Consider the following 22,641-nt stretch of genomic DNA (forward strand, 5'->3'; position numbering starts at 1 on the left):
AGCATTCGCCGGACCAACCTTGAGCTGCGCGATCTTGCCCAGGCGGGGCGGCAATACCGGCAGCACGCTCGTCGTTAGGATGAGAGCGCGACGGACGAGTCGACCGGGCGGCCGCGTCGGCGGGCTTCGGCCCGCCGCCGAGGAACGTCCGGACTCCACAGGGCAGGGTGGTTGTTAACGGCAACCCGGGGCGACCCGCGGGAAAGTGCCACAGAAAACAGACCGCCGACCCCAACGGGGACGGTAAGGGTGAAACGGTGGGGTAAGAGCCCACCAGCACCCCGGGTGACCGGGGTGGCTCGGTAAACCCCACCCGGAGCAAGGCCAAGCAAGGGCCGTCACCGCAAGATGACGACCCGGCGCAGACGCTTGAGGGCTGCCCGCCCGATGTCTGCGGGTAGGCCGCTAGAGCCTGTCGGCAACGGCAGGCCCAGATGGATGGCCGCCGCCGGCGCAAACCCCTCGGGGTACGCGCCGGGCACAGAATCCGGCGTACAGGTCGACTCGTCCGTCGCCCACCAGGTCGGAGCCGTGATCGAGGCTCTGAGCTGGCCGTTTATCTGTTGTCGTTGGTTGACCTTGGTCATCGTTGGGTGGCGTTTGACGGCCTGGCCACGGCCCGGGACGGCCTGGCCACGGCCTGAGTGCTGACTCAGTTGACCTCGGCTTCGGTCCGGTTGCTGTGTCGTCGCGGCCAACTCTCGGCCGGCGTTCGGTGGTCCCCGGAAGTCGAGCTGGCGGCTGCGGGGGAGGGGCGGGCACGTCTTGGCGGTGGTGCTGGCGCCGCGACCCGGTGACTCGGTGGCAAGCCAGTCCCCGGGGTTGGACTGGCGCGGCAGCCGGAAGCCCCGCCGCCCGACCAGGCCGACCCGCTGGCTTCCGTAGCGATCTTGGTGGTCCCATTCGTGGATGAGGTGGGACGACTGCGTGCCGGAGCTGCTGGAGCACCTGGGGGAGATGGGCCTGATCGGGCTGGTCAAGATTGACGGGGAGCGGGAGCGTAAGTCCTGGACCGTTGTGATCTCGGGTCAGCGGCTTGACGGCGCGTCGATCAGGGTCGACGGTCACAGCCTCGACTACTGCCTGAAGCAGGCGATCGCCGCGCTTCATAAGCGCTTCCCGGACGAACTTGCGCTGAGCTGAGATCCGACCGTGGGGCGGTGTCCCGGCGGCTGTCGGTGGCTTACCGCCCCGGCGCCGTAGGCGGCCGGGGCGGCTTGCCGCTGGACGGGCTTGCCGCCCCGCACCGCGCGGAGCGCGGTGCCTTGATTCAAAAAGAAAAATTCGGCAATGATGATCACCACGCAGCCATCAAAGATCATCAAAGACCCGGTTGCTGTCACTGTTGCTGTAAGGCGGCCGCTGGTGCCGGGCTGGAGTGCCCGGCGCTCCTGCCGAGTCAGTTTGCGTCTCTCTGCAATGATGAGGTCCCCTACTCTTACCCCGGAAGCGGTCATGCACTACGTGCTGCGCCACATTAGTAAATCCGATCCCTATGCCTCTATTCTGGCATGGTGGGGAGAGCCGCTGACTATCGAACTGATTCGGCGTGTCGAGAGAGCGCCCGCCCAGCATTTCGCGCAGTTCCATCGAGACCATGCTGAGTATTCGCCGAGTGGCGATGTTGTCCCGCTCGATGAGGGGGAACTGCGTCCACTGATGCTACCTTCATATTTGCACGATAGTGATCGTGGATACGGACTGCCTGGCTCTCCGTCTGGGTTGCTCAACCGTTACTTCGGCGCAGCCATGACCCTCCTGCTGTACTCGCATCAGGTCATGATGCAAGACCCGCTCATGAGCGTCGATGGCACACCAAGAGAAATTAAGCGGCGGTCACTTGAGGTTTTTGATGTGTTGCTGACGGCGAAGCCGCTGGCAGACGCCAACGCCCTGATTTTTATACAAAAGAGGTCGATCGCGCAGCACCCGTCAACGGCCCTTGGGCATTTCAAGGATGCCGACTGGCAATCGCCTGCGGGGGTAAAGTGCGACCGAGAGCTGAATAGATTGCGTGCTCTAAGGGCTGACCCGGCGTCTATGACCAGGGATGTTTCTGCTTCGCAGACGCTGATTGGAGCGGGAATCAATGTTTCCAAAAAATGGCCTGGGTCCTGTAGTCTTCTCGCTCGAAGCTCAGTTGAAGATGCTTTGCTTCGATTTGTTTTCGAGCGAGCCGGCACGGTGATTGACGGCAGGGAGAGGAATTTGCAGAAGTTGGCAGCGATATCGGTCCCGAACATTTCGATGAATGTTAGAGACTTGACGTCCTTGCGGGCTTCTAGCGACGAGTTTGCCGAATGGCGTGAAGTCCTGGCGGCGACATTACGAGAGATACATGGACTCCCTGACGGTGATGATGGCTGGGCGAGGGAGGCCAGGGGTATCGTCTATGGGGAACTGGCTCCTGCCAGGGAAAGGCTTCAAAAGGCCGCGATACAGTCGCCTGCAATGGCTGCTGCCAAGAAGGGTGTAAGAGACTTCACCCTATCGGGTATCGGAACCCTGGGGGGAGCAGTAGCCGGCGGGAAGATTGCGCCGGCTTTGATTGGTGCCGCGACGGGGAAAATCGCTGAAGTGGCGTTGGAGTACCTGAAGGCGAAGCGGGCGCAGCGACAGGCCAGGGCGATCTTAGACATCACAGTAAGTTTTGTGCAGCAGGCTTAGTCAGGATATGTGGACGTGCTGCCGCCTCTAGGGACGTTAAATCCTGGCGGTCGGCATGACTCGCTGATCCTGCTGGCTGTAGGGGCGTCTGAGGAACCCGTCCGCGTTTCTGGCTATTCGGGGCACTTGACTCCGCCATGTCGATTGCGCTCATTGCGTGCAATGAATTGTGCGAGATTGCGGCTATCGCCCTTAGGCTTACATGTCTGTCGACTTTCCACGCTGCTGGTCTTTATGTACTCAATGGTGCGTGGATTCTGTGTGAGTAGAGCGGACCATCTCTCGTCCACACGAAGCACAACTCCGACGATCTGTTTGCCGTCGCTAGTCCTCACCAACTCAGTGGACTGCCAAGGGGTCGTGGATGAGACCTGCGAGATGATTGACGGGATTAGGGAAGAGGCAAGCATTAGCCAGACGTGACTGTTCCTAACGGCCCTGTACTGAGGAATGTTAAGCCGTTTACCCGTTTTCCTCGCCCGCTTTCGTCCTCTTCTGTCTGCATAGGAGTAGACGGCGAAGACTGCAATCGACGCAAGGAAGAAGTACCAAACTGAAAAATTGAATAGCAATAGCCCTAGTCCAATGAGTGCTATGTGGCTCCAGTTGAATGCTTGCGACACTGGATCACCGCTCGCCCGACTAATCTCCTTCGTCATCCCGCGATACTCGATCAAGTAAAGCATGCTGTAAAGAACGGCGCTCGGGAAAGTGTCGATAAGGATCGCCGCAATTGGAGCGGTGTAACCGGACTCTCTGAGAATTGACACCGCCAACCGGCCGTCGCCGCCAGCTACCCCTAGCAGCCTTAGAACTCCCAGGCTTACGGCTAGAGCCACTGCCGCCTGAGCGACACCGGAGATTCCGATAGGCTCAAAGCTGATTGAAGCAGGAGTGACCGTTGGACGTGGTTTAGGTATGGGCAAAGCGGGCTCTGCGGCTCCCGTTGTTCCGGTTGAAGCCTGGAGCGGCACATCCTCGGCACGTGCGTCGCTGGACAATCGTTTCCCCTAGAAACGTCGGTCGAGGCCACCCCGGTGGCTCATCGGGAGCGTAGCAAGGCACTGCATATTTCCGGGCCACGTCCGCTCTTGGTTGGGACCATGGCGGGTCAACCTCTCGGCAGGGCGAGATCTTCGGCCTGGGCGTCGATGACATCGACCTCGACTCGGGCTGGGTGCACATCGTCCGGCAGCTCAAGGTGGTCCGTTCCCGGCTAGTCTTCGGCCTGCCCAAGAACGATCGGGACCGCCGCGTTCCGCTCCTGACTCGGTGGCTCAGTCACTCAAGGAACACGCCGAGAAGTACCCCCCGCTCTCGATCACCTTGCCGTGGGAAGACCCGTTCAGCGGCGAGCGGGTGACGGTGCCGCTGATCTTCACCACCACTCGGCGGGGTGCGATCAAGCGGGCGACCTTCGACGGCAAGAGTTGGCGTCCGGCGGTCGAAGCGGCCGGCATCGTTCCGACCAGGGCGACCGGGATGCACGCGCTTCGTCACTTCTACGCCTCGGCGCTGCTCGACGCGGGGAAGAGCATCAAAGCTCTTGCCTCGTATCTCGGGCACTCTGATCCTGGCTTCACACTGCGGGTCTACACCCACCTGATGCCCGCCAGCGAGGAACGTACCCGACGGGCCATCGACGATCTCTTCGCGGACGGTGGGGGTTGACCCGTCCCAATGTTGCTGGCAGTTGCAGGCAGTCGCCATGCCAAGGTTGGGCATCTTAAGGCCGCGTTGCGGTTGAGGTCGGCGATTCCCACTCGACACCCGTACGGCGGGTTGCCAAGGTGTAATCATGGCTACTAACGAGTCGGATGCGCGGAGTCGAGTGTGGAGCCGCCTTCTGGCGACAAATCCTCCCCTTCGAGTCAAATCGATGCGAATCATCGAATCGGATATATTTGAAGAGCAAGTGATTGAATTTGATTCAGCGAATTGTATCGTCGGATCTCATGGATCAGGCAAGACGCTGCTTCTGAGAATTGTCGAGGCGGCCTTCGGATACAACAGCCGAACCCCACCATTTGTTGGTGGTGGGAAGCAATTGGAGCATGATGCTGAGCCGGTTGGTGGTGTTGTTGAGCTGGTGGTTGCGGAGGGCGTGAACGAAGTAGCGCGCAGGGTGATCGACTTGTCGATGGGCGAGAGTGATCGTGCTGCGGCTTGGCCAGCTGCCCTAAGGTCGGAATATTGGCCTTCATTTGCTAGCTCGGCAGAATTAGCGAACAACTTTATTTGGTACTATCAGCAACTCCCGTTCAGTCTGAGCCACGTGCTTAGCGAGCGCACATTCAAGGCGAATGAGTTGTCGGCTCTCAGGGCCATCCTCGGCAAAAAATATGACGCGGTTCGTGTGCAGACCATCCTTTTGGACGATGACAACGGTGACAACAACTGGTATTCCCAAGGGCCTTTCGTGGCTGCGATGGCTGGAGATGTGTACACGGACAGTACCAAATTCAGCCTTGGTGAACTGTGGGTTCATCAAGCTCTGTGGGAGCAGAGCAGGCTCAGTGCGGGATGCCTGTTCATGCTGGACGAGCCAGAATCTTTCCTGGCTTTGCGTGGGCATCGTCCTTTCGTTGACGAGGTAGCGCGCCGTGCGCTTGAACAGAAGCTTCAGGTCATGGTGGCGACGCATTCCCCGCAGGTGCTCTCTCGCTTTCCAGCTCCAAATATCCGCATGTGTGTCCGAGGCGCAGCGGGTAAGATCAGGGTTTTGAAGCCGGATTCTCTCGCGCAGGTGCAGCGGGTTGTAGGAGTTGAGATTCCCCTGGCGGGTGTTGTGCTAGTGGAGGACCCATTTGCTGCTTCGGTCCTCGCAGGAATTTTCGGCTCCCTGAATATTTCAAGTGCGAGCCTTGAGATCGTCATCGCAGGCGGCAAGAGTGAGGTTGTTGCAGGGGTACGAAGCCTTTCTGGTGCATCGCGTATACGTGTCTCTGGAGTGTTGGATGCCGACCAACGAGAATTGGCCGACAGTTCTCGGAGGCTATTTGCGTTGCCTGGGAAGCTGGATCCAGAGCAGGAACTTCTACTCTTCGCATTACGGGCTCCCGTCGCGGTGGCAGCCTCTCTAGGGCGCAGTGAAGATTCTTTGCTGGCAGCCTTAGATGGTTATGAGTTCTACGATCACCAGTATTGGCTTGGTCGTCTTGCTGATGAACTCGGGCTCGATAAAAGCTTCGTCACTAATGTGCTAATTCAGCTCTGGTTGCAACAGGAAGAGATACGTCAGCAGGCAGTTGAGCTGGTTGCTGCCCTCGTGTGAGGCGGCTTCTATGCCTACTCGTTGACGGCCTGGCGACGGCCTCCAGCGTCTGTCGCCAGATCCCGCCCCTGGCCAACCGGGGTGCGAGGATCTTAATCCGGCGTACAGGTCGACTCGTCCGTCGCTTATCAGGTATCAGGTCGCAGGTCGCAGCCGCGATCAGGCTGCGACCTTCTCGTCTGGGTCGCCCGCCAGCGGTTGGTCGGGAAGCGTTTTCAATCAGCAGTTCGGGCCTCGACGTGGCGATCGGGTCGGCTTCCGATCTCCTGTTCTGGGTGACCACGAACACGCTAGTGCGGGGGCGAGAGAGATTTTTGGACGAGCGTGAGCACGAGCGGAAGAACTTTAGCGTTTCCACCGACTGTCGCAGTGGAGTTTGCACTGTGTGGCGTTCCGTCGACGTCGACCAGCTGGGCGCCAGACTCTTTTGCGATCACGACGCCGGCAGCCGTGTCCCATGGTTTGTTGTTCAGCATGATAAATGCATCGATCTTGCCATGGGCGAGCCATGCCAGGTCGATTGCGGCCGATCCGTGCATACGTATCCGTTGAACATTCCGCACTAGTTGATGCGTGATAGCGAGCCGCTGAACATTCTTGGCTACCGCATCAGTTCCTACAGCGTAGTCTCCAATAGCGACGACGGAATCTTTCAAATTTTCTGTCTGACTGCAATAGATGCGCTCTCCGTTGGCGAAAGCACCGCACCCTTCGGCGGCTTGATAACGAGTGCCAAGGAATGGTAGATCAATGATTCCTAGGACTGACCTTTTCTTGTGGATAAGGCCGAGAGAAATGGCGCACAGGGGTGAGCCGTGCACGAAATTGACGGTGCCGTCCACCGGATCCAGTGCCCACATGAGTTCCGTGGCATCGCCGCTCAGGCCGTGCTCCTCGCCGAGGAAGCCGATGTCGGGTGCCTTGGCAGCCAGGAGTTCGCGGACCTGTTGCTCGATGGCGTAGTCCACCTCGGATGCCATGTCGCGGTCACCCTTGCTAGTGAGGGTGCCAGGCTGAAGGGTCCGCATGATGTGATGCGCCAAGTCGACAGCCTCGTTTGCCAGGGGCAGGAGGTGTGCGAAGTTGCTCATAGCTCGCGGCCGCGTTCCCACAGCGACGTGAACATCTCGTCGAACACCGTGTAGAGGCCGGGAGTGATAGCGGTGCGCTCGACGACCATAGTCGGGGAGTCAACTCCGCGTATCTGCGGTAGGTAATGCTGGACAACGCAGAGCCGGTCGTCAATCAGGAGCACGTTGACACGGATGGTTTCGTCGTACACGCGTATGGTCAAGCGTTCGCGGGCATCATTCGGGAGCCGATTTCGGATGCGCCCGGCGAGGTTCTGGATGTTGAGTTCGGTGAGCGCGCTGAGGTGTCCGTCTGGATAGTCGTCCTCACGCTCTTGCCTCCTTATTGCGTCGCCAGCGGGGTCGAGAAACAGGCAGCGAAGATGGGTGCCGGTGGCCAGGAGTTTGAGGAGCTGGTTGTCGGCATACTGCTGGCTGAGGATGTTGAGCGACAGGCCGGCGGCCCGGATGTCCTTAGCGTCTTCGAGGAGGACGTGTGGCGGCATCTTCGCGGTGAACTCCGACCGGCTCAAGTAGATCGCGGTGACGTCGGCGTACCGCTCTCGGCCATCTTCGTCAACCTGCCGGCTCCGGTCGGCGCATTCTGCGTCGGCGGAAATTGCCGATGTGCGGTTGCCACCGTCGCCGACAGGACGCTGTGTGGCCTGGGAGGGGTGTTCGCCGAGAAGTAGTGTCATCCGCGCATGACCGGGCACGGCAAGGCCGGTGCAGATGCGGGTTAGTACGTCGATGCTGCTGACCCGACGGGTGCCGCTGATGATCTCGCTGACCTGAGCCTGACTGAGGCCCGTGGCAACGCCGAGGTGGGTTTGGCTGGCGCGGGTTGCGCGCTGGACCAAGCGGAAGACGCGTGCAATGTCGCGGGCGGCCAAAGCGTCGATCATGTCGGTGGTGTCCCAAAGTGAAGCTGGCACGGTGAACGCTGTGGCTGCCCTGACGCTCATTCGTGTGGCTCCTTCCCAAACCTGGGGTGGTGGTCAGCTTATCCGGTGGTCATATAGCCGGAACTGATCGACATCCAACGTGGATGAAAGTTATCTGCTCGGTTACTACCCGCTGTGATGGATTGGCGGTTGCTGCGCCTGACATGTTCGGTGCATGTCAGGAGAGGGATCAGCTAAGCGGACCATCTGGCGGGGGTCGCGGTGATCGGGACGATGAAGGCCGGCGACGTGATCCTCTTGACCACCGCGGCGAGCGTCCAGTTCCTCCACCCGATCTTCGTGCGCGTCATCCGCGAGTTGCCCGAGCGGCACACGTACGACGGTTGGCTCTGGTTTGAGGGGTACCAGCTGAACGCGGCCGGCGACGCGGTGGCGCACCGCGAGTTGTATGTGATGCGTGCGGGCGTGCGGTTGCAGGACCTGCCCGTCCAACCGACCAGCAAAGCCAAACGCCGCCGGCATCCGGCGCGGGTCGGATGACCGCCCGCCCTCGCCCGCACCTGCCGATGCGCCCGGCGTGGCTGTGCCGCAACTGCGCCGCGCCCTGGCCGTGTGGCCCGGCTCAGCTCGCCCTCATCACCGAGTTCTACGGTCATTCGATCGCGCTGGCGTTCTACCTGGCTGCGTCGATGCAGGAGGCGATCGACGACGTGTACGGCTTGGGGCTGCGCCCCGACCCGTCCGCGATGCACGCCCGGTTCCTCGGCTGGTTGTCGCTGGCCCGCCGGTCCCGCCGACACTGAGACCCGCCAACAGACGAACCGGCCGGGTGGGTTGCCCCACCCGGCCGGTGTCCGGATCCCTGCGAACAGGTTCTAGTGCTTCTTGAACACCGGCATGGTGTCCAGCGTGGTGGTGATGTTCTGCGTGGTGCCGCCCCGGTACGTCTTCCCGGTGAAGATGTCGGTCCAGCTGTTGCCCGGCGGGAACCACACCGACGTCGTGGCGGTGGTGCCGGGCGTCGTCACCGGTGCGACCAGGTAGTCCGGGCCGTAGAGGTACTGCGAACCGGCGGTGGCGTACGCGGCCTGCTCATTCGGGTACGCCAGGTACATCGAGCGGACGATGGGCGTACCCGTGCGGGTTGCCTCCTTGGCGGCGGCGTAGGTGTACGGCAGCAGCTTCTCCCGCAGGTTCAGGAACTTCTTGGCCGACGCGTTGGCCGCCGGGCCGTACTGCCAGGGCAGCCGGTCGCTGTGGTTGGAGTGCAGCCGGTCGATCGGCTGGAACGTACCGAACTGCACCCACCGGGCGTAGAGGTCGTCGGGCAGCTTGGTGCTGCCCGGTTCGGTGCCCGGCTCCTGGAGGCCGCCGGTGTGCCCGCCGATGTCGTGGCTGACCGCGGCCAGTCCGGTCGCGGCCGACTCGCCCGGCGTGTAGCCGACCTCCATCTGCAGGGTCGACCAGTCGGAGGTGGTGTCGCCGGTGAAGTGCAGCGTGGTGCGCTTGTCGGCCCACGGGCCGGTCGACACCGGGGTCGGGCTGCTGTAGCCGCCGGCCTGCAACGAGCCGTACGCGCGGGAGAACGCGAAGCCGGTCTTGTCGGCGTACTGCTTGTTGATCCACGCGTCACCGGTCACCCCGGCGAGGGAGGACTTCGTGTTGTCGCAGCACCAGTCCAGCCACCAGAGGTCCGGGCCCTTGCTGCCCTTGGGGATCATCCCGTCGTGGAGCTGCATGTACGCAGTGAGCTGGTCCGGGTCGCCGAAGTCGAACGCGTAGCAGTCGGCGCCGCCGTTGCAGCCGACGCGCTGGAGCTTGCCCTTGGCGGTGGCCTGCGCCTGCGCGAACTTCGGGTCCGAGCCGAGGATGCTCGGGTGGATGTTGATGCCGGTGTGCAGGCCCTGCTTCTTGGCCCAGTCGAAGAACGCCTTCGGGTCGGGGATGCGGGTGGGGTCGATGCTCCAGCCGTTCCACTTGTCCGGCGCCTTGACGTCGGTGTCGAGGACGAGCACGTCCAGCGGCACACCCTCGGCCTTGGCCCGGGTCACCAGGTTCTGGAACTCGGTGGCGGTGCGGTCGTAGTACTCGGAGTACCACACCCCGTACGCCCACTTCGGCAGCAGCTTCGTGGGCCCGGTCAGGGTCGACAGGTCCTTGAGAGCACGGGTGAAGTGCTGCCCGTACGCGAAGACGTAGCCGTCCTGCTCGGCGGCGGGCCGGGGCTTGGTGGTGCTCAGGGCCGAGGCCGAGTCGTCGAGCAGGTACCAGCCGTCCTGGTAGAGCAGGCCCGGGGCGGTGAGCGCGGAACCGGTCACGCCGTCCAGGCCCCGGCGGTAGCCGCCGAGCGGCGCGTGCGGGGCGAGCACCGGGGAGCCCTTGCTCGTGACGGCGACCGTGTCGACGTTGACGTTGCAACTGGCGTCCGTGGGGCAGCCCAGCGTCACGGTGTTGGTGCCACGGTTGAGGTGGACCGGGACGGAAACGGTGTTCCAGTAGTCCCACCCGCTGGTCGGCGGAAGGGTCGCCGTGACCGGCGCCGCGGTTCCGGCCGTGACCGACATGGTGCGCGTCTGGCTCGGCTGGGCGCCGGCCTGACCGTTGGCATAGCGGATCTGCACCCGGTAGTCACCTGCGGACGGAACATCAGTCACGGTGAGCGCGACGGCCGAGGTGGTGCTTTCCAGGCCGGCCAGGAATCCCGTACCCGAAGCGCCGTTGTGGTCGTTCGCGGACCTCGCGCCGCCGGTCAGCGCGCCGGTCTCGGCCTCTCCCAGCGTGCCGAACCGCAGGGGCTGCGGCTGAGGCGTGGCCGGTGCCGGGAACGCAGCACCCGGGTTGACCACCGCGAGGCTGTCGACGTTTACGTTGCCAGAGTCGTTGGGACCCCGTACGACGCTGATCTCGTGTCGGCCGGAGGTGAGGTCGACCGGCACGTTGGCCAGGCCCCAGGTGTCCCAGTTGGCGGTGGGCGGCAGCGTCAGCGTGTGGCCGGCGTCGCCGTCGACCTGAACGGTCAGGGTGCGGTCCACGTTCTGGCCGTCGCCGCCGGTGCTGTTCGCGTAGCGGACGGTGAGCTGCTTCGTGCCACCCTCGGGAGCGTCGAGGGCGAACGTGACCGAGTCGCCGGACGAGGCGAAACCGGCCGCGAAGCCGCGCCCGGTGAATCCCTGGTGGTCGGTGGCCACGCCGGGACCGTTCAGTTGCAGCGATTCGGCCTCGCAGAGCGCGCCGAACGCGCAGGCCGGGGCGGTGTGGCCGGCCCAGGGCTGGCCCTGCACGGCCTGCTTGCCGGTCTTGAGCTGCACGGAGAGGTTGTCGGCGGTGAACGCGCCCGAGCCGACCCGGTAACGCAGTGTCATCTCGCCGGTGTCGATGGTGAGCCAGCCGTGCTCGACACGCTTGGTGAAACGCGTACGGGGGAAGTCGTCGCGCCCGATGGCGTTGAACGTGGCGGCGTCGGTGAACCTGCCGTCCTTCTGGTACTCGGTGCGGATCAGGGTCGGGGACAGCACCTCGAAACGTGCCTGGCCCGACCGTACGGCTCCGTCTTGCGCCCGGTGGTGGCTGGCCTGGGCCGGCGCGGACGGGGCGAGTGCCAGCCCCGTGATGAGAATGCCGGTCGCGGCGGCCGCTGTCGCGCGGCGGCGCTGTGAGTTCCGATAGAGCAAGATGCGCTCCTCGTCTCATATGGAGGAAATGAGTCGATGACAACGCTGTCACTCGCTCGAAACGCCTGTCAACGGATCTTGGAGGGTGTCCCTTCTCTCACTCGTCTGCGGCGAGGAGGGCGTGGGCGCGGATCGCCACTGTGATCCAGCGGTGCGTTAGCGGGCGAGTTCGTCCTCGACGAACGCGGGCCTGGCGAGCGTGATCGCCGGGATGGTCGCCACGAGGGTGACAGCGAGCAGGAACAGCAGCGGCAGGGTCCACCCGCCGCTCACGTCGTGCAGCAGCCCGACGAGCAGCGGACCGAGCGCGCCGAGCGCGTACGCGACCCCCTGGGCGAAGCCGCTCAGCGCGACGGTGCCGCCGTGGGTTCGGGTGCGAACGTTGATGAGCACGAGGCAGACCGGGAACAGGATCGACCCCGAGCCGATGAGCAGCACCCAGAGCAGTGTGAGTGTGGCGGGCGCGAGCAGCAGACCGAGGTAGCCGAACAGGAAGCTGGCGACACCGGCGGCGATCAGCCAGCCGACATTGCGCAGCCGCTCGACGAGTAGAGGCGCGATGAATGCGCCGGGCACGCTGATGATGCCGGTGACGGCGAGCAGCACACCGGCCTCGGTCGGCGTCGAGCCGGCGATGTCGCCGAGGATCTCGGGCAGCCACGCGAAAGCCGCGTAGGTAAGGATCGTGCTGGTCGAGAACACGACGGTGATCGACAGGGCAACCCGCGACCGCCACAGTCGCGTGACGAGGGCGGAAGGCGGGGACTCGACGGCGACGGCATCCGAGCGTCGCTGGCGGCGCTCCCGCGCGATGATGACCAGCCACGGAACGAGCGCGACTACCGAGGTCACCGACCAGGTGCCGAGCAGGAATCGCCAGCCGACCTGCTCGGCGACCGGAGCGGCGACCGCGGCGGGCACGGCCGTGCCCACGCCCACGACGCAGACGTAGACGGCGGTCAGCAGCGCTACCCGGTCGGGGAAGTAGCGCCGCACGATCGGCGGCAGTAGTACATTGCCGATGCCCGTACCGGCGAGCGCGACGACACTGCCGACGAGCAGCACCGCGAAGCCCGGGGCAAACGCGCGTACGAGATGGCCGAGGGTCATGAGCAGCAGCGCGAGCACGATGCCGCCGTCGAGGCCGAAGCCACGAGCGACGCGCGGCGCGATGAACCCGGATGCCGCCAACAGGATCGGTGGCAACGTGCCGAGCAGCCCGACGCCGATGTTCGAAATCGGGATGTCCACTCGGATGTCGCCGAGGATCGGCGATATCGTCGCAACTGCCTGGCGCAGGGTGAATGCGACGAGCACGATGCCCAGCAGCGCGGCAGTGCGTCCCGCCCACAGCGGAAGGCTGCGGTGCTCGGACACCCCCCGAGTCTAGTACTCCATCCGGGGATGTTGACCTTGGGTCAGCCGACACGTCGGGTGGCCACGCGCGAACTGCCAGCTCAGACGTACGGGCTCCAGGGCTCGGGCTGTTCGGCGTCCCAGCCCAGCTTGTCGAGTGCGCGCAGTACCGCGCCCGCGCGGGGAGTCCAGAAGAGCAGGACCTGGTCGCGCCCCTCGACCTCGAAGGAGACGGCGGTCGCCGGCAACGGGATCCGTCGGTGAAACGGATGGTGCGCCAGCACGGACACGTTGAAGTGTTCCAGGGTGTCCGATCCGGAACGCGCCGTGAAGGTCAGCGTGCTCTCGTCGGCGCGCAGCTTCACCGTCGGCCAGGCCAGCCGTCGGGCAGCCCTGAGCGTGTTGCCTCGGGTGAAGTCGAGGCGGTCAACGTAGGTGAGCCCGCCGCGCGCATCGAAGGTCTCCGAGATCATCGTCGGATGGTACGGCGGGTATCACCCAGGTCCCGAAGGCAGAACCTCACGGGAGCATGAAGCGGGAAACGCCCTACTCGATTCCCTGCGGAACTCTTGCGGCGCTGCGAACGCCCTCGATCTGCGGCAGCAGCGCACACCACAGGGCGGCTTCATCCCGGAGGCTGACGCCTGGCTCCTCCCCGGTCCGCTCCAGCCCTCCCGCTCGCGGCTCCTCGGCGAGGCGCGACGCCAGTTCGCGGCACATCTGAGTCAGCGCCCCCCGGGTGCCGTCCAGCCAGCTCCGCGCGGCGGATACCGCCCGCAGGTCGCCGCCCTCGCCGGCCCGCACCCGCTTGTTCTCCCTCAGTGCGCTGGCGAAGGTGTCGAGGTAACGCTGGAAATAAACCTCCGTCGAGCCGCCGAGCGATGCGGTGAAGTGGCGGAACACCAACTCCGGGTCGCGCACCGGGTCCCCGGCGCACTCGCCGAAGTAGTGCATTGCCGCGATGCAGGCAATCATCCGCCGAAGGGCGGTCTCGCCCACTCCGAGCGCCCGCAAAGCGGCGACGTCCAGGGACTCCACCAGCACAGACGCCCACTCGTCTGCGTCCACCCGCCCCGATTCCGCGCCCACCAGCGCGGACTGACCGACCGAGATTACCGCTGACCACCAATGCGGGTCGTCGGGAAGGTCGCCCCGCCGGATCAGATCCCGCATCTCTGCGGCCGACTCGATCCGGTGCACCTCGCCGAATGTCGGCACGGTCATTGGTCGGGACCCAACTGAGGCTCGAACCCATCGGCCTCCGCCATGTCCACCTCGTGGGTGAGCGGCGCGGCCCGTGCCGGCAGGGCGAACGACACAGGTACGGCGTTACGCCGGGTTGCCTCGGCTCCGCCGCGCGAACGCTTGGTCCATGACGTGCGAACCCACTGCACCACAGCATCCACAAGGCGATGTTCGGCCGCTACCTGTCCTGACGCAACCCAGATTCGCTCTGCACGCCATCCTCCTGTGTCGATCCGCCTGCGATGATCTGCTGCATGACTCGGCGGCGCACGGACACGTTGGCGGACGCGGTCGGTCTCGTGACGCTCGGCTTCGGTGTGGTGTTGACGATCATGCCGCGACGTAGCGCGGTAGCCCTCGGGCTGGGTGACCGGCCCGCACTGGCCCGAGCGGTCGGTATGACTGATCTCGTCGTCGGTTCTGGCGTCCTGGCCGGGCGTCCCCGTTGGCCGTGGATGGCGGCGCGGGCGGCCTTGAATCTCGTGCTGACCGGCTGCTACGCGGCGGAGGCCAGCCGCCCGGACGGCAACCGTCGCGCCCGAGCGGGAGCGATTGCCATGGCGTCACTCATCGTCGTGGACGCCACGTTGGCCGTTGCCCTGGCAGCCCAGCGGGACAACGAAGAATAGCCACGCGATGCACCGCGGAGCGGAACGTGATGAGTCAGCAGCGGGGGCGGTCGAGGGGAGCGGCGGCACCGGCGAGCGCTTCGACAGTCGCCGTCGGTGCGACCGACTCGGTCGGGGTCGGCGAGGGCGGGGCGGCGTTGGGGCTCGGCGGGGCCGCTGGTGAACTGCTGGGCGTGGGGGAGGCGCTGGCGAGGACGGCCGTGCTGCGTTGCACCTGCTTGGTGACCATGCGGATGCCGGTGGCGGTCGCCTGGCGCCGCCCGGACGGGCCGACGGGTACGCCCTCGCCCTATCCAGGGTCGCGGGGCCAGGTCATGACCCGCAGAGCTCCTGGTAGGGATAGGCGGACGGCAGTTGCTGCCGCCATTCCTGCTCGCGAAGGCCGCCCCCGACGAGTCGACAGGCGTAGTTGGGTGCCTCGACGACCATCTGGGCGAGCTCGCGGACGGACCATGCGGTCGCCCGGCGATTGCCGTCCGTGGCGGTGAGCAGCAGCCCGGTGTGATCGAACGCTACTGACGCCACACCGTCGAGCGGTCCGTGCAGTGTTCCCAGCAGGCGAGGCTCCATGGTGTCCGACGAGTCCCACAGGCTGATCGTGCCGCCGCTGTCGGCGGTGGCGAGCAGGGGCGTGGCAGCACTGTACGCGGCGGCTCGGATGTCGCGTTTGGCGCTTTCGAGCGGTACTACTAGCGGCGTTACCTCGGCGGGCGGCAGCGGCGAGGGTTCGGAGCGAGCTGTTGCGGCCGGCGTTGCGGCGGTAGAGGCCTGCGACGGGCTTGGCTGGCTGGTCGTAGCCGTTGGGGTGGGCGCAGGAGCAGCGGGGATCTCGGCGCTGCGGTAGATCCACAACGGGCCGTTGCTGCTACCGGCAAGAAGGGCACTGTCGTCCGGACTGAAGCGAAGCGCCCGGACGGTTCCCCCCGGCCCGGTCAGGTGGGCACGCAGCCTCGGCTTGTGTACGTCGGTGATGTCGTACACATAGATTCCGGATTTCTGCGTGCCGACGGCGAGCATTTGCCGATCGTGGCTGAGGGAGACCTGCTCCAAGACGAACGACGGCAGCGTGGTCTGGCCGGCATCGAAGACGACGCCGAGGAACGGGTTGACCGCACCGAGCTGCTGGGGACGCCGGGGGTCGGTGAGGTCGATCAGCGATGCTCTGCCGGTTTCCGTGCCGACCGCGAGTAGCGTGCCGTCGGCGGTGAGGTCGAGCGCGGTGATCCTGTCCTGGTCTTTCAACTCCGCCAGCAGGCGGTTGTCCGGTTCCGTGGTCCACACGCCCAGCCTGGTGCTGCCGGTAACCGTGAGGCGTTTCTGCGGCGCTTCGGTCGCCACGGTCGGTGGCCCGTCTTTTGGGTAGTACTTCAGGGAGCTGTGTCGAGTGGGGTCGGCCGGCATCCAGGTCAGGCGAGCGCCTTCTGGAAGCAGGACCGTCGTCACCCGAGTAGCGACGCCCTCAGTGCGGTAGCGGGCGATGGCGCCGTCGGGCTGCCGGACGTACAGCGTGCGTCCGTCGGCACTGAATGACGGCACAGCCGCAGTGTCCAGGCCAGCGTTCGCCAACGTGTTCACGCGCGTGGGCCGGGCCGGTTCCGCTACCTCCCAGATGCTGATTGTCTGGTCGGCGCCGGTCATCGCCAGGAAGCGGCTGTCGTCGCTGAACGACAGTGCCTGCACGTCGGGGTTGTACTCCCCGAACAGACCCAGCACGCTTGTCGGCTTGTGGAGGGATCCATTGCCGGTGGCCGCGACGAGCATGGCAGAGGTGCTTCCGCCGATCGCCACGCTCCTGCCGTCCGGTGCCAGCCGCATTGCCTTGACGACGGGTTCGTCCAAACCTTCTGTGCTCGGCCTCCCGGCCGTCGACAGCGGCGGCAAGAGGCGCGTCCCGCTCGGCCTGATCCGGCCGGCGGCAAACACCGACCACGTGGTGGCAGCCCCGGATATGACGGATGGCACCTGCCCGCCGTCGCGCCGGCGGGCCCTGTTGCCGGTGGTCAGGGTGACCAGGGTCCGACCATCGGGGCGAACCGCCATGTCGGTCACCGCGGGCGTGTCGGTGGTGCTGCTGACGCTCATGGAACCGCTGTCCATGCTCGTGCGAGTCCGAACCCTGACTGCAGGGTCGCTATGGCTGACGGACAGGCGTTCAGGCGCCGCCTCACGCTCGATGGTCCACGCCGACACCGCGCCGTGCTCATCCCCGAGGAAGAGCTGGTTTCCGTCTGGACCGGCGGCGATCGCAGTGATCCCGTCGTCGGTCGCCCGGGTACTGACCAGTCTGGGGTGTGCCCGGTCGGCCAGGTTCCATAGCCGCAGGGTCCCGGTCGACGACACCAGCGCCAGCAGCTTGCGGGGTGGGACAAATGTGGCGACGGCAAAGTCCTTCAGGTCAACCCCGAGATCGAACCGCCGTCCACGATCCTCTTCGTCTCGCAGGGCCACGGTGCCGTCGGTCTCGATCGTGAGTAGCCAGTTCTGGCCTCCTGCTCCCACCATCGTGTGTCGTTCGGCACCGGGCACTGGGCCGCGGTAGCTCGACGCGGCGAGTGACGTGACGAGTTCGCGGCGGGCCAGGTCGAGCTTGTCCCGCTGCCCATTGCTGTAGGCCCAGTATGCGGTGAGCCCCCACCTGACGGCCTCGCCGGGCCGGTCCAACCGGCGGGCTTCGGCTCCCTCGATCAGCAGGTCACCGGCTGCCCTGACCAGCTCGGCACGTTGTTGTTCAGCCTTCTGCGCCGTGATGATCCCGGTCGCGGCGATGCCCAGCGTGACGACAGCTATCGCGGCTGTGGCCATCCGTCCTCGTCGGCGCCGGCGATGGCGGCGGCTCTGGTCGACCAGAGCCGCGAGACCGGGCCGCAAGCCGCCGCGGGCGCGCCACTGCTCAGCCTCGCTCAGGCGCCGACCCGTCAGCAGGAGATCGCGGCCTCGCCAGCGCCGGAACTTCGACCCGGGCTGGGCTTGCGTGTGGGCGAGCCAGTCGGCGAGCGCCGGTTCCACGCTGTCCTGCCACTCCAAGAATCGCTGATGATCGGTCAGCCATCCCCGAAGCTGCTGCCAGTTGGTGATGAGCGAGTCGTGGACCAGATCCACTACTGCGTCGCCGGCCGCGTTACGACCGGTGCCGACGATCCGTCTGTGGGTCAGGAGGTCGAGAATTCGGGCGGCGTCAACTGGAGGCGAAGCAGCTCGTTCACGCCGCCAGGTACGCACCCGATGCGAGTCCCCGGCGCCGATCTCTTGCAACTCGGTCATCGGCCGGGGCCGGCGCACCATGGGCGCGCCGGTCAAGCGGTCAGGGGAGCGCACGAGCGCAGTCAGCATCCGGGCGGCAGCCGTAACCGTGTCACCCGGCATCTCGGCGATTTCCGCCATCGTGTCGTCGCACCAGCGGGCCAGACACCCGGTAACGCCACCGAGTGCCTCATAGCCGTCAAGGGTGAGTAGGCCGTCGCGACTCCGGTCGTACCGGTCGTGCCACAACGTGGTCAACGTGAACTCAAGCAAGGGCAGGACCGTCGTCGCGGCGACCCCGGCGACCCCAACCGCTGGGCAGGCTGCGATGGCATCGCCGACGACCCGCTCGACGAGGCCTGGCTCGACAAGCTCGGCGACGCCGTCACGGCCACCGACGATGGCAGTCAGCTCGGACCGGGTCAGCGCGGCCGCGATATCGACCTTGGCCCGCGTCAACACCGGCGCCGCCGCGGTCAACTGAGCATAGAAGTCGTCCCGGACGACGAGCAGGATCGTCACTGTCGGCGCCTGATCGGCGAGGTCGGACAGTTCGGCGAGGAACCGCGCGGCGTCACCATCGACCGGCTGCGCCAAGAGTTCCTCGAACTGGTCGAGCACGATCACCATCCGGTCGTGCCAGGGATGCGCCGCGAGCCAGGCCCGCGCGGCGGCGGCGAGGCCCTGCCCAGCTGGATTGTCCAGCCCAGCCTCGGCGAGTCGGGCATACGGATCGTCGGTAGTCCGGACGACGACTCGACCCCAGCTTGAGCTGCCTGGCAACCCGTTCTCGGCCAGAGCGTGGCACACACCGGCGAGCGCCAGCGAGGATTTACCGCTGCCGGACGGCCCGAGCAGCGCAAGGACCTGGCGGCTGTGCCCGAGCGCTGTCAGGACATCGGACACCGCTCTGTCGCGGCCGACGAACCAGGCCGCACGATCCTCGGTGAACGCGTCGAGACCGTTGAACGGAGAGTGCATCTCCGGGACCGACAGGCCAGGCCACAGCTCCACCAAGGTCTGCACGGGCGTGACGTACGCCGTGGTTCTTCCCCGGCCCAGCGGATCGCCCCCCGGCACGCTGTCGACCATCCCGATGACGCGGCCGGTGATGCTGTCAACCACGGGACCGCCGCTGAACCCGCTGGTGACCTCGTGGCAGCCAGTGAGCTGGAGCAGGCGCTGACCTGCGTTTCCCGTGACGTCACCGCCGACCGTGCCGAAGCCGTGGTGACCGCGGTCGAGCGCTTGCATCGGGAAGCCGAAGAGAAGCACGCTCCGGCCATCGGCGGGCCGTCCACGATCGAGCAGCAGCGGCAGCATGCTGGCGGGCGCCCCGGTGACGGTGACGAACGCGACGTCCTCGTCGTCTGGCCCACGCCATGACGCCGGGTCCACGACACCTGCCAACGTCGACGTAGCCGGATCAGCGGAGTGGGGGTAAGCGCGCAGGAGGATGTCCCGGCCCGGGCCGCCGCCAGCCTGCGTCACCACGTGCGCACAGGTCACCATCAAGCCGGGTCCTGCCATCCACCCGGCCCCGACGACGGCGCCGGCAGCGTCAATCACCTGGACCACCCCAGGACGTACGTCAAATGCCTGTCGGCCCGGCGGCGTTGTCGTCATCGGGCGGCGAATTTGGTTCGGTCCCATTGCACGGTCACTGTCAGGTTCGCCTCAGCGCTTATCTTGCTGAGGATTACCCCGGACTCGGCGGTGAATTTCACACCGAACGCCACGCTGATCTGCCCGGGATCGGACTCTCGCAGCTTGTCAGTAACGCCGGTGGCCATTCTGATAATCGGATCGAGCGCATCCTGGAGGGTCTGCGCCGCACGGGCGACAACCTGCTCCCGCCCTACCTTGACCGGCCCAACGTCGGGCTGATCGATCTCTACCAAGATCGTTGTACCATCGTCAAGCGGCACCTCGAGTAACAACAGAAACGCCCCCTCGACTGACGCCACTCGCCACCGTCATTGCGGATAGTTTCACAGCGCGGGCGGATACTGCGGGGGTGAGTCGGTACCCCGACACCGACATTCCGCTGTCACGCCAGCCGCCTCTGAATGCCGAGGTGCGGGACTCCTAATCGTTACCCGGCTTTCGGGTTATGGGGGTGGTGGCACTGACCGGCTTCCCGCTGAATCATCCGGCTTGATACGGGCCGGCTGTTATGGAAGGCGATTCACGTTGCACCTCGTCGCGTCCCGCTGAGCTGCTTTAGGGACTCTCCGCAATTCAGTTAGAGGAATTGTCGATCAGTGACAGGCTCTGGCCGTGCCGCGCAGGAACATCAGGTCAGCCATCGCTCGCCGACGCGGCGGCTCGGTCAGCAGCGGGGGCGGTCGAGGGGAGCGGCGGCACCGGCGAGCGCTTCGACAGTCGCCGTCGGTGCGACCGACTCGGTCGGGGTCGGCGAGGGCGGGGCGGCGTTGGGGCTCGGCGGGGCCGCGGCTGAACTGCTGGGCGTGGGGGAGGCGCTGGCGAGGACGGCCGTGCTGCGTTGCACCTGCTTGGTGACCATGCGAATGCCGGTGGCGGTCGCTTGGCGTCCGTACACGTCGGTGACCCTGATGCTGTACGGCCCGGGGCCGATCCCGTCCTCGATGGTCCAGTGGTTGTCGCTCTGCCGGGCGGCCTTGCGGAAACCGCCAGCCGGGCCCTTCGCCTCGACCGAGCGCAGCGGGTTGCCGTGGTTGCCGACCTGCACCGCGAACCAGTATTTCGAGGCGCCGCCCTTCATCCGGAAGGTCAGCCCTCCGTCGAGCGGCGGGTTCACCACCGCCCGGTACGTCACGGAGGCGATGCCCTGCGACCGGTCGGCGATCCTGGTGAAAGCCTCGGTGGAGAGGTCGATCTTGCTGGTTCCGCAGCCGCCGCACTGGTCCATCACCATGACCCGGACCTTGCCCTTCGGGCCGCTCACCTCCAGGTAGCTGCCGCAGGCCGCCGATCCTGAGTACTGGGATGCGCCGAGGGCCACGTAGAGCCGGTCCGCCGGAGGGCCCGGGAAGGAGCAGTTGCCGCCGGAGCGGCCCGCGTCGTAGAAGCTGGCCTTTCCCTTGTGGACGGCGTTGCCGGTGGGTGGCGCGGCGCAGGCGGGGGTGGCGCCGCCGCGGACGGCGAGGACGATCCCGAGTACGGCGGCCAGGACGGTGACCCCGGCACCGGCCAACCAGTGTCTGACCCGCCGACTCGACCGGAGCGTGCCGTTGTTGCCGGCCGGGGTGTCGTTGTCGGAGGCCGTGCCTGGTGCCGTCACGGCGCCTGATGTTGCCGCACGATGCTGCGGCAACGCAAAGCCGTCCCAGCGATCGTCACTCGCCGGATCGGCGGGGGCGCAATCCGTTGCGGGCGGCGCCGACGACGAGGGCGGCGTAGTCGGGGAGCGTGATGGCGTCCGCCTTCTGGAACTGCCGAGCGAGGATGCCGCGCATCGGCCAGTGCCCCATCATCCGCATCGACTGGTTCCGTGCCCAGATCATGAGCCGGCTCTGGGGCGCGAAGCCGCCGATTCCGCCGGGCGGCAACTCCTGGCACTGGCGGACGTAGTCGCGCATGGTCTCCTGGTAGCGCGCGAACGCCAGCCCGTGGTCGTCGCGGGCCGAGGCCATCTCGCCGGCGAGTACGTACGCCCCGACCAGCGCCATGCTGGTGCCCATGCCGGTCAGCGGTGAGCCGCAGTACCCGGCATCGCCGAGCAGCGTCACCCGTCCCCGCGACCAGTTCGGCACGTGCACCTGGCAGATGCTGTCGAAGAAAAAGTCCGGGGCGTCCGCCAGCGCGTCCAGCAGCGCCGGCACCCGCCAACCCACAGCGGCGAAGGCGTCGGTGAGCAGGCGCTGCTGCTGGCGTACGTCGCGCCTGTCGTACTCCAGCGGCGGGGAGGTGAAGCTCAGCATGGCCTTCGCGGTGCCGCCCCGCTCGGGGCGGATCCCCGCAACCCGCCCGCCGGGCGCGTTGTACATGAGGAACCAGTCGTCGAGGTCGCCCGGATCCGGGACGGTGAAGTACGCGGTGTACCCGCCGAGCGGCCGTACGTACTCGTCCTCGGATCCGAAGGCGAGCCGGCGTACGCCCGAGTGCACCCCGTCCGCGCCGACGACCAGGTCGAACGTCCGCACCGTGCCGCTGGCGAAGCGGACCCGTACCCCCGTGTCGCCCTGGTCGAGTTCGGTGATCCGGTCGGCGAAGAGGTACTCGACCTCGCCCGCGGTGGCGTCGTGGAGGATTCGGGTCAGGTCGCCCCGCATGATCTCGATCTCGGCCACGATGCCCTCGCCGCCGAAGAGGTCGGCGGGCATCCGCGCCACCCAGCGGCCGTTCGCGTCGACGTTGGCGACACCGCGCTCGTCGACCCGATCCTCGCGTACCCGGGGTATGAGCCCCATCCGCTCGACCACCTCGCGGCCGGCGCCGCGTAGGTCGACGGCCTGACCGCCGGGGCGCAGGCCCGGGGCGACCTCCACGACGGTCGGAGTGAAGCCGTGCCGGCGTAGCCAGTACGCCAGCGCCGGCCCGGCGATGCTGGCACCGGAGATGAGGACAGTTTCGTTGGCCATGGGTCGTTCCCCCCGTTCG

General features: G+C 66.0%; 19 protein-coding genes and 1 other RNA gene. 8 read left to right on the forward strand and 12 right to left on the reverse strand.

Going from position 1 to position 22,641, the window contains the following annotated elements:
• Positions 1-95: 95 nt before the first annotated feature.
• The 3 genes from rnpB (at position 96) to IW248_RS00920 (ending at position 2,667) form a co-directional block, all read left to right on the forward strand.
• Positions 96-511, forward strand: an RNA gene (gene rnpB / locus IW248_RS00910) — RNase P RNA component class A.
• 416 nt (positions 512-927) lie between these two features.
• Positions 928-1,143, forward strand: coding sequence for a hypothetical protein (locus IW248_RS00915; protein WP_307787602.1), 216 nt, complete (start codon positions 928-930; stop codon positions 1,141-1,143).
• Between the two features lie 312 nt (positions 1,144-1,455).
• A complete protein-coding gene (locus tag IW248_RS00920) occupies positions 1,456-2,667 on the forward strand; it encodes a hypothetical protein (RefSeq protein WP_196925256.1) in 1,212 nt (403 codons plus the stop codon).
• A 113-nt stretch (positions 2,668-2,780) separates the two neighbouring features.
• Here the strand turns inward: IW248_RS00920 and IW248_RS00925 are convergent, their stop codons facing one another.
• The gene (locus IW248_RS00925) at positions 2,781-3,668 is read right to left on the reverse strand and encodes a hypothetical protein (protein WP_196925257.1); all 888 of its coding nucleotides are present in this window, start codon (positions 3,666-3,668) and stop codon (positions 2,781-2,783) included.
• Between the two features lie 271 nt (positions 3,669-3,939).
• On the opposite strand from IW248_RS00925, the gene IW248_RS00930 reads away from it, so the two are divergent.
• Both IW248_RS00930 and IW248_RS00935 read left to right on the forward strand, forming a co-directional pair.
• On the forward strand, positions 3,940-4,338 hold the full coding sequence (locus tag IW248_RS00930) for a tyrosine-type recombinase/integrase (RefSeq protein ID WP_307787603.1): 399 nt from the start codon (positions 3,940-3,942) through the stop codon (positions 4,336-4,338).
• A gap of 208 nt (positions 4,339-4,546) precedes the next feature.
• Positions 4,547-5,941 carry an ATP-dependent nuclease gene (locus tag IW248_RS00935; protein WP_196925258.1) on the forward strand — a complete coding sequence of 465 codons (1,395 nt, stop codon included), beginning with the start codon at positions 4,547-4,549 and terminating at the stop codon, positions 5,939-5,941.
• A 290-nt stretch (positions 5,942-6,231) separates the two neighbouring features.
• Here IW248_RS00935 and IW248_RS00940 read toward each other — a convergent pair whose 3' ends face one another.
• Positions 6,232-7,032 (reverse strand): inositol monophosphatase family protein, encoded by an 801-nt coding sequence (locus tag IW248_RS00940; RefSeq protein ID WP_196925259.1) that lies wholly within the window; start codon positions 7,030-7,032, stop codon positions 6,232-6,234.
• Entirely contained in the window at positions 7,029-7,976 is a 948-nt protein-coding gene (locus tag IW248_RS00945) for a DUF5919 domain-containing protein (RefSeq protein ID WP_196925260.1), read from the reverse strand. Before IW248_RS00945 ends, IW248_RS00940 begins: the two co-directional genes overlap by 4 nt.
• A gap of 213 nt (positions 7,977-8,189) precedes the next feature.
• Here IW248_RS00945 and IW248_RS00950 point away from each other — a divergent pair, with 213 nt between their 5' ends.
• Both IW248_RS00950 and IW248_RS00955 read left to right on the forward strand, forming a co-directional pair.
• A complete protein-coding gene (locus IW248_RS00950; protein ID WP_231396561.1) occupies positions 8,190-8,456 on the forward strand; it encodes a hypothetical protein in 267 nt (88 codons plus the stop codon).
• Positions 8,453-8,719, forward strand: a complete 267-nt coding sequence (locus tag IW248_RS00955; RefSeq protein WP_196925261.1) for a hypothetical protein — start codon at positions 8,453-8,455, stop codon at positions 8,717-8,719. Before IW248_RS00950 ends, IW248_RS00955 begins: the two co-directional genes overlap by 4 nt.
• Before the next feature lie 72 nt (positions 8,720-8,791).
• On the opposite strand, the gene IW248_RS00960 is transcribed toward IW248_RS00955, so the two are convergent.
• The 4 genes from IW248_RS00960 to IW248_RS00975 form a co-directional block, all read right to left on the reverse strand.
• Positions 8,792-11,587, reverse strand: a complete 2,796-nt coding sequence (locus IW248_RS00960; RefSeq protein ID WP_196925262.1) for a TIM-barrel domain-containing protein — start codon at positions 11,585-11,587, stop codon at positions 8,792-8,794.
• Between the two features lie 156 nt (positions 11,588-11,743).
• Positions 11,744-12,964: an MFS transporter gene (locus IW248_RS00965; RefSeq protein WP_196925263.1), complete on the reverse strand. Its 1,221-nt coding sequence runs from the start codon at positions 12,962-12,964 to the stop codon at positions 11,744-11,746.
• Positions 12,965-13,044: 80 nt separating this feature from the next.
• Positions 13,045-13,416 (reverse strand): hypothetical protein, encoded by a 372-nt coding sequence (locus IW248_RS00970; RefSeq protein WP_196925264.1) that lies wholly within the window; start codon positions 13,414-13,416, stop codon positions 13,045-13,047.
• Between the two features lie 73 nt (positions 13,417-13,489).
• On the reverse strand, positions 13,490-14,143 hold the full coding sequence (locus IW248_RS00975; protein WP_196925265.1) for a hypothetical protein: 654 nt from the start codon (positions 14,141-14,143) through the stop codon (positions 13,490-13,492).
• Positions 14,144-14,442: 299 nt separating this feature from the next.
• On the opposite strand from IW248_RS00975, the gene IW248_RS00980 reads away from it, so the two are divergent.
• Positions 14,443-14,817 (forward strand): hypothetical protein, encoded by a 375-nt coding sequence (locus IW248_RS00980; protein WP_196925266.1) that lies wholly within the window; start codon positions 14,443-14,445, stop codon positions 14,815-14,817.
• Between the two features lie 34 nt (positions 14,818-14,851).
• On the opposite strand, the gene IW248_RS00985 is transcribed toward IW248_RS00980, so the two are convergent.
• The 5 genes from IW248_RS00985 to IW248_RS01005 all read right to left on the reverse strand — a co-directional run bounded on the left by IW248_RS00985 (position 14,852) and on the right by IW248_RS01005 (position 22,622).
• Positions 14,852-15,046 carry a hypothetical protein gene (locus IW248_RS00985; protein WP_196925267.1) on the reverse strand — a complete coding sequence of 65 codons (195 nt, stop codon included), beginning with the start codon at positions 15,044-15,046 and terminating at the stop codon, positions 14,852-14,854.
• An 83-nt stretch (positions 15,047-15,129) separates the two neighbouring features.
• Positions 15,130-19,626, reverse strand: a complete 4,497-nt coding sequence (locus IW248_RS00990; RefSeq protein WP_196925268.1) for an nSTAND1 domain-containing NTPase — start codon at positions 19,624-19,626, stop codon at positions 15,130-15,132.
• Between the two features lie 53 nt (positions 19,627-19,679).
• Positions 19,680-20,024, reverse strand: a complete 345-nt coding sequence (locus IW248_RS00995; RefSeq protein WP_196925269.1) for a CU044_2847 family protein — start codon at positions 20,022-20,024, stop codon at positions 19,680-19,682.
• Positions 20,025-20,389: 365 nt separating this feature from the next.
• Entirely contained in the window at positions 20,390-21,322 is a 933-nt protein-coding gene (locus tag IW248_RS01000) for an expansin EXLX1 family cellulose-binding protein (protein WP_196925270.1), read from the reverse strand.
• A 55-nt stretch (positions 21,323-21,377) separates the two neighbouring features.
• Positions 21,378-22,622: an FAD-dependent monooxygenase gene (locus IW248_RS01005; protein ID WP_196925271.1), complete on the reverse strand. Its 1,245-nt coding sequence runs from the start codon at positions 22,620-22,622 to the stop codon at positions 21,378-21,380.
• Between the last annotated feature and the right edge of the window lie 19 nt (positions 22,623-22,641).

The sequence above is a fragment of the Micromonospora ureilytica genome, assembly GCF_015751765.1.
Classification (GTDB): Bacteria; Actinomycetota; Actinomycetes; order Mycobacteriales; family Micromonosporaceae; genus Micromonospora; species Micromonospora ureilytica.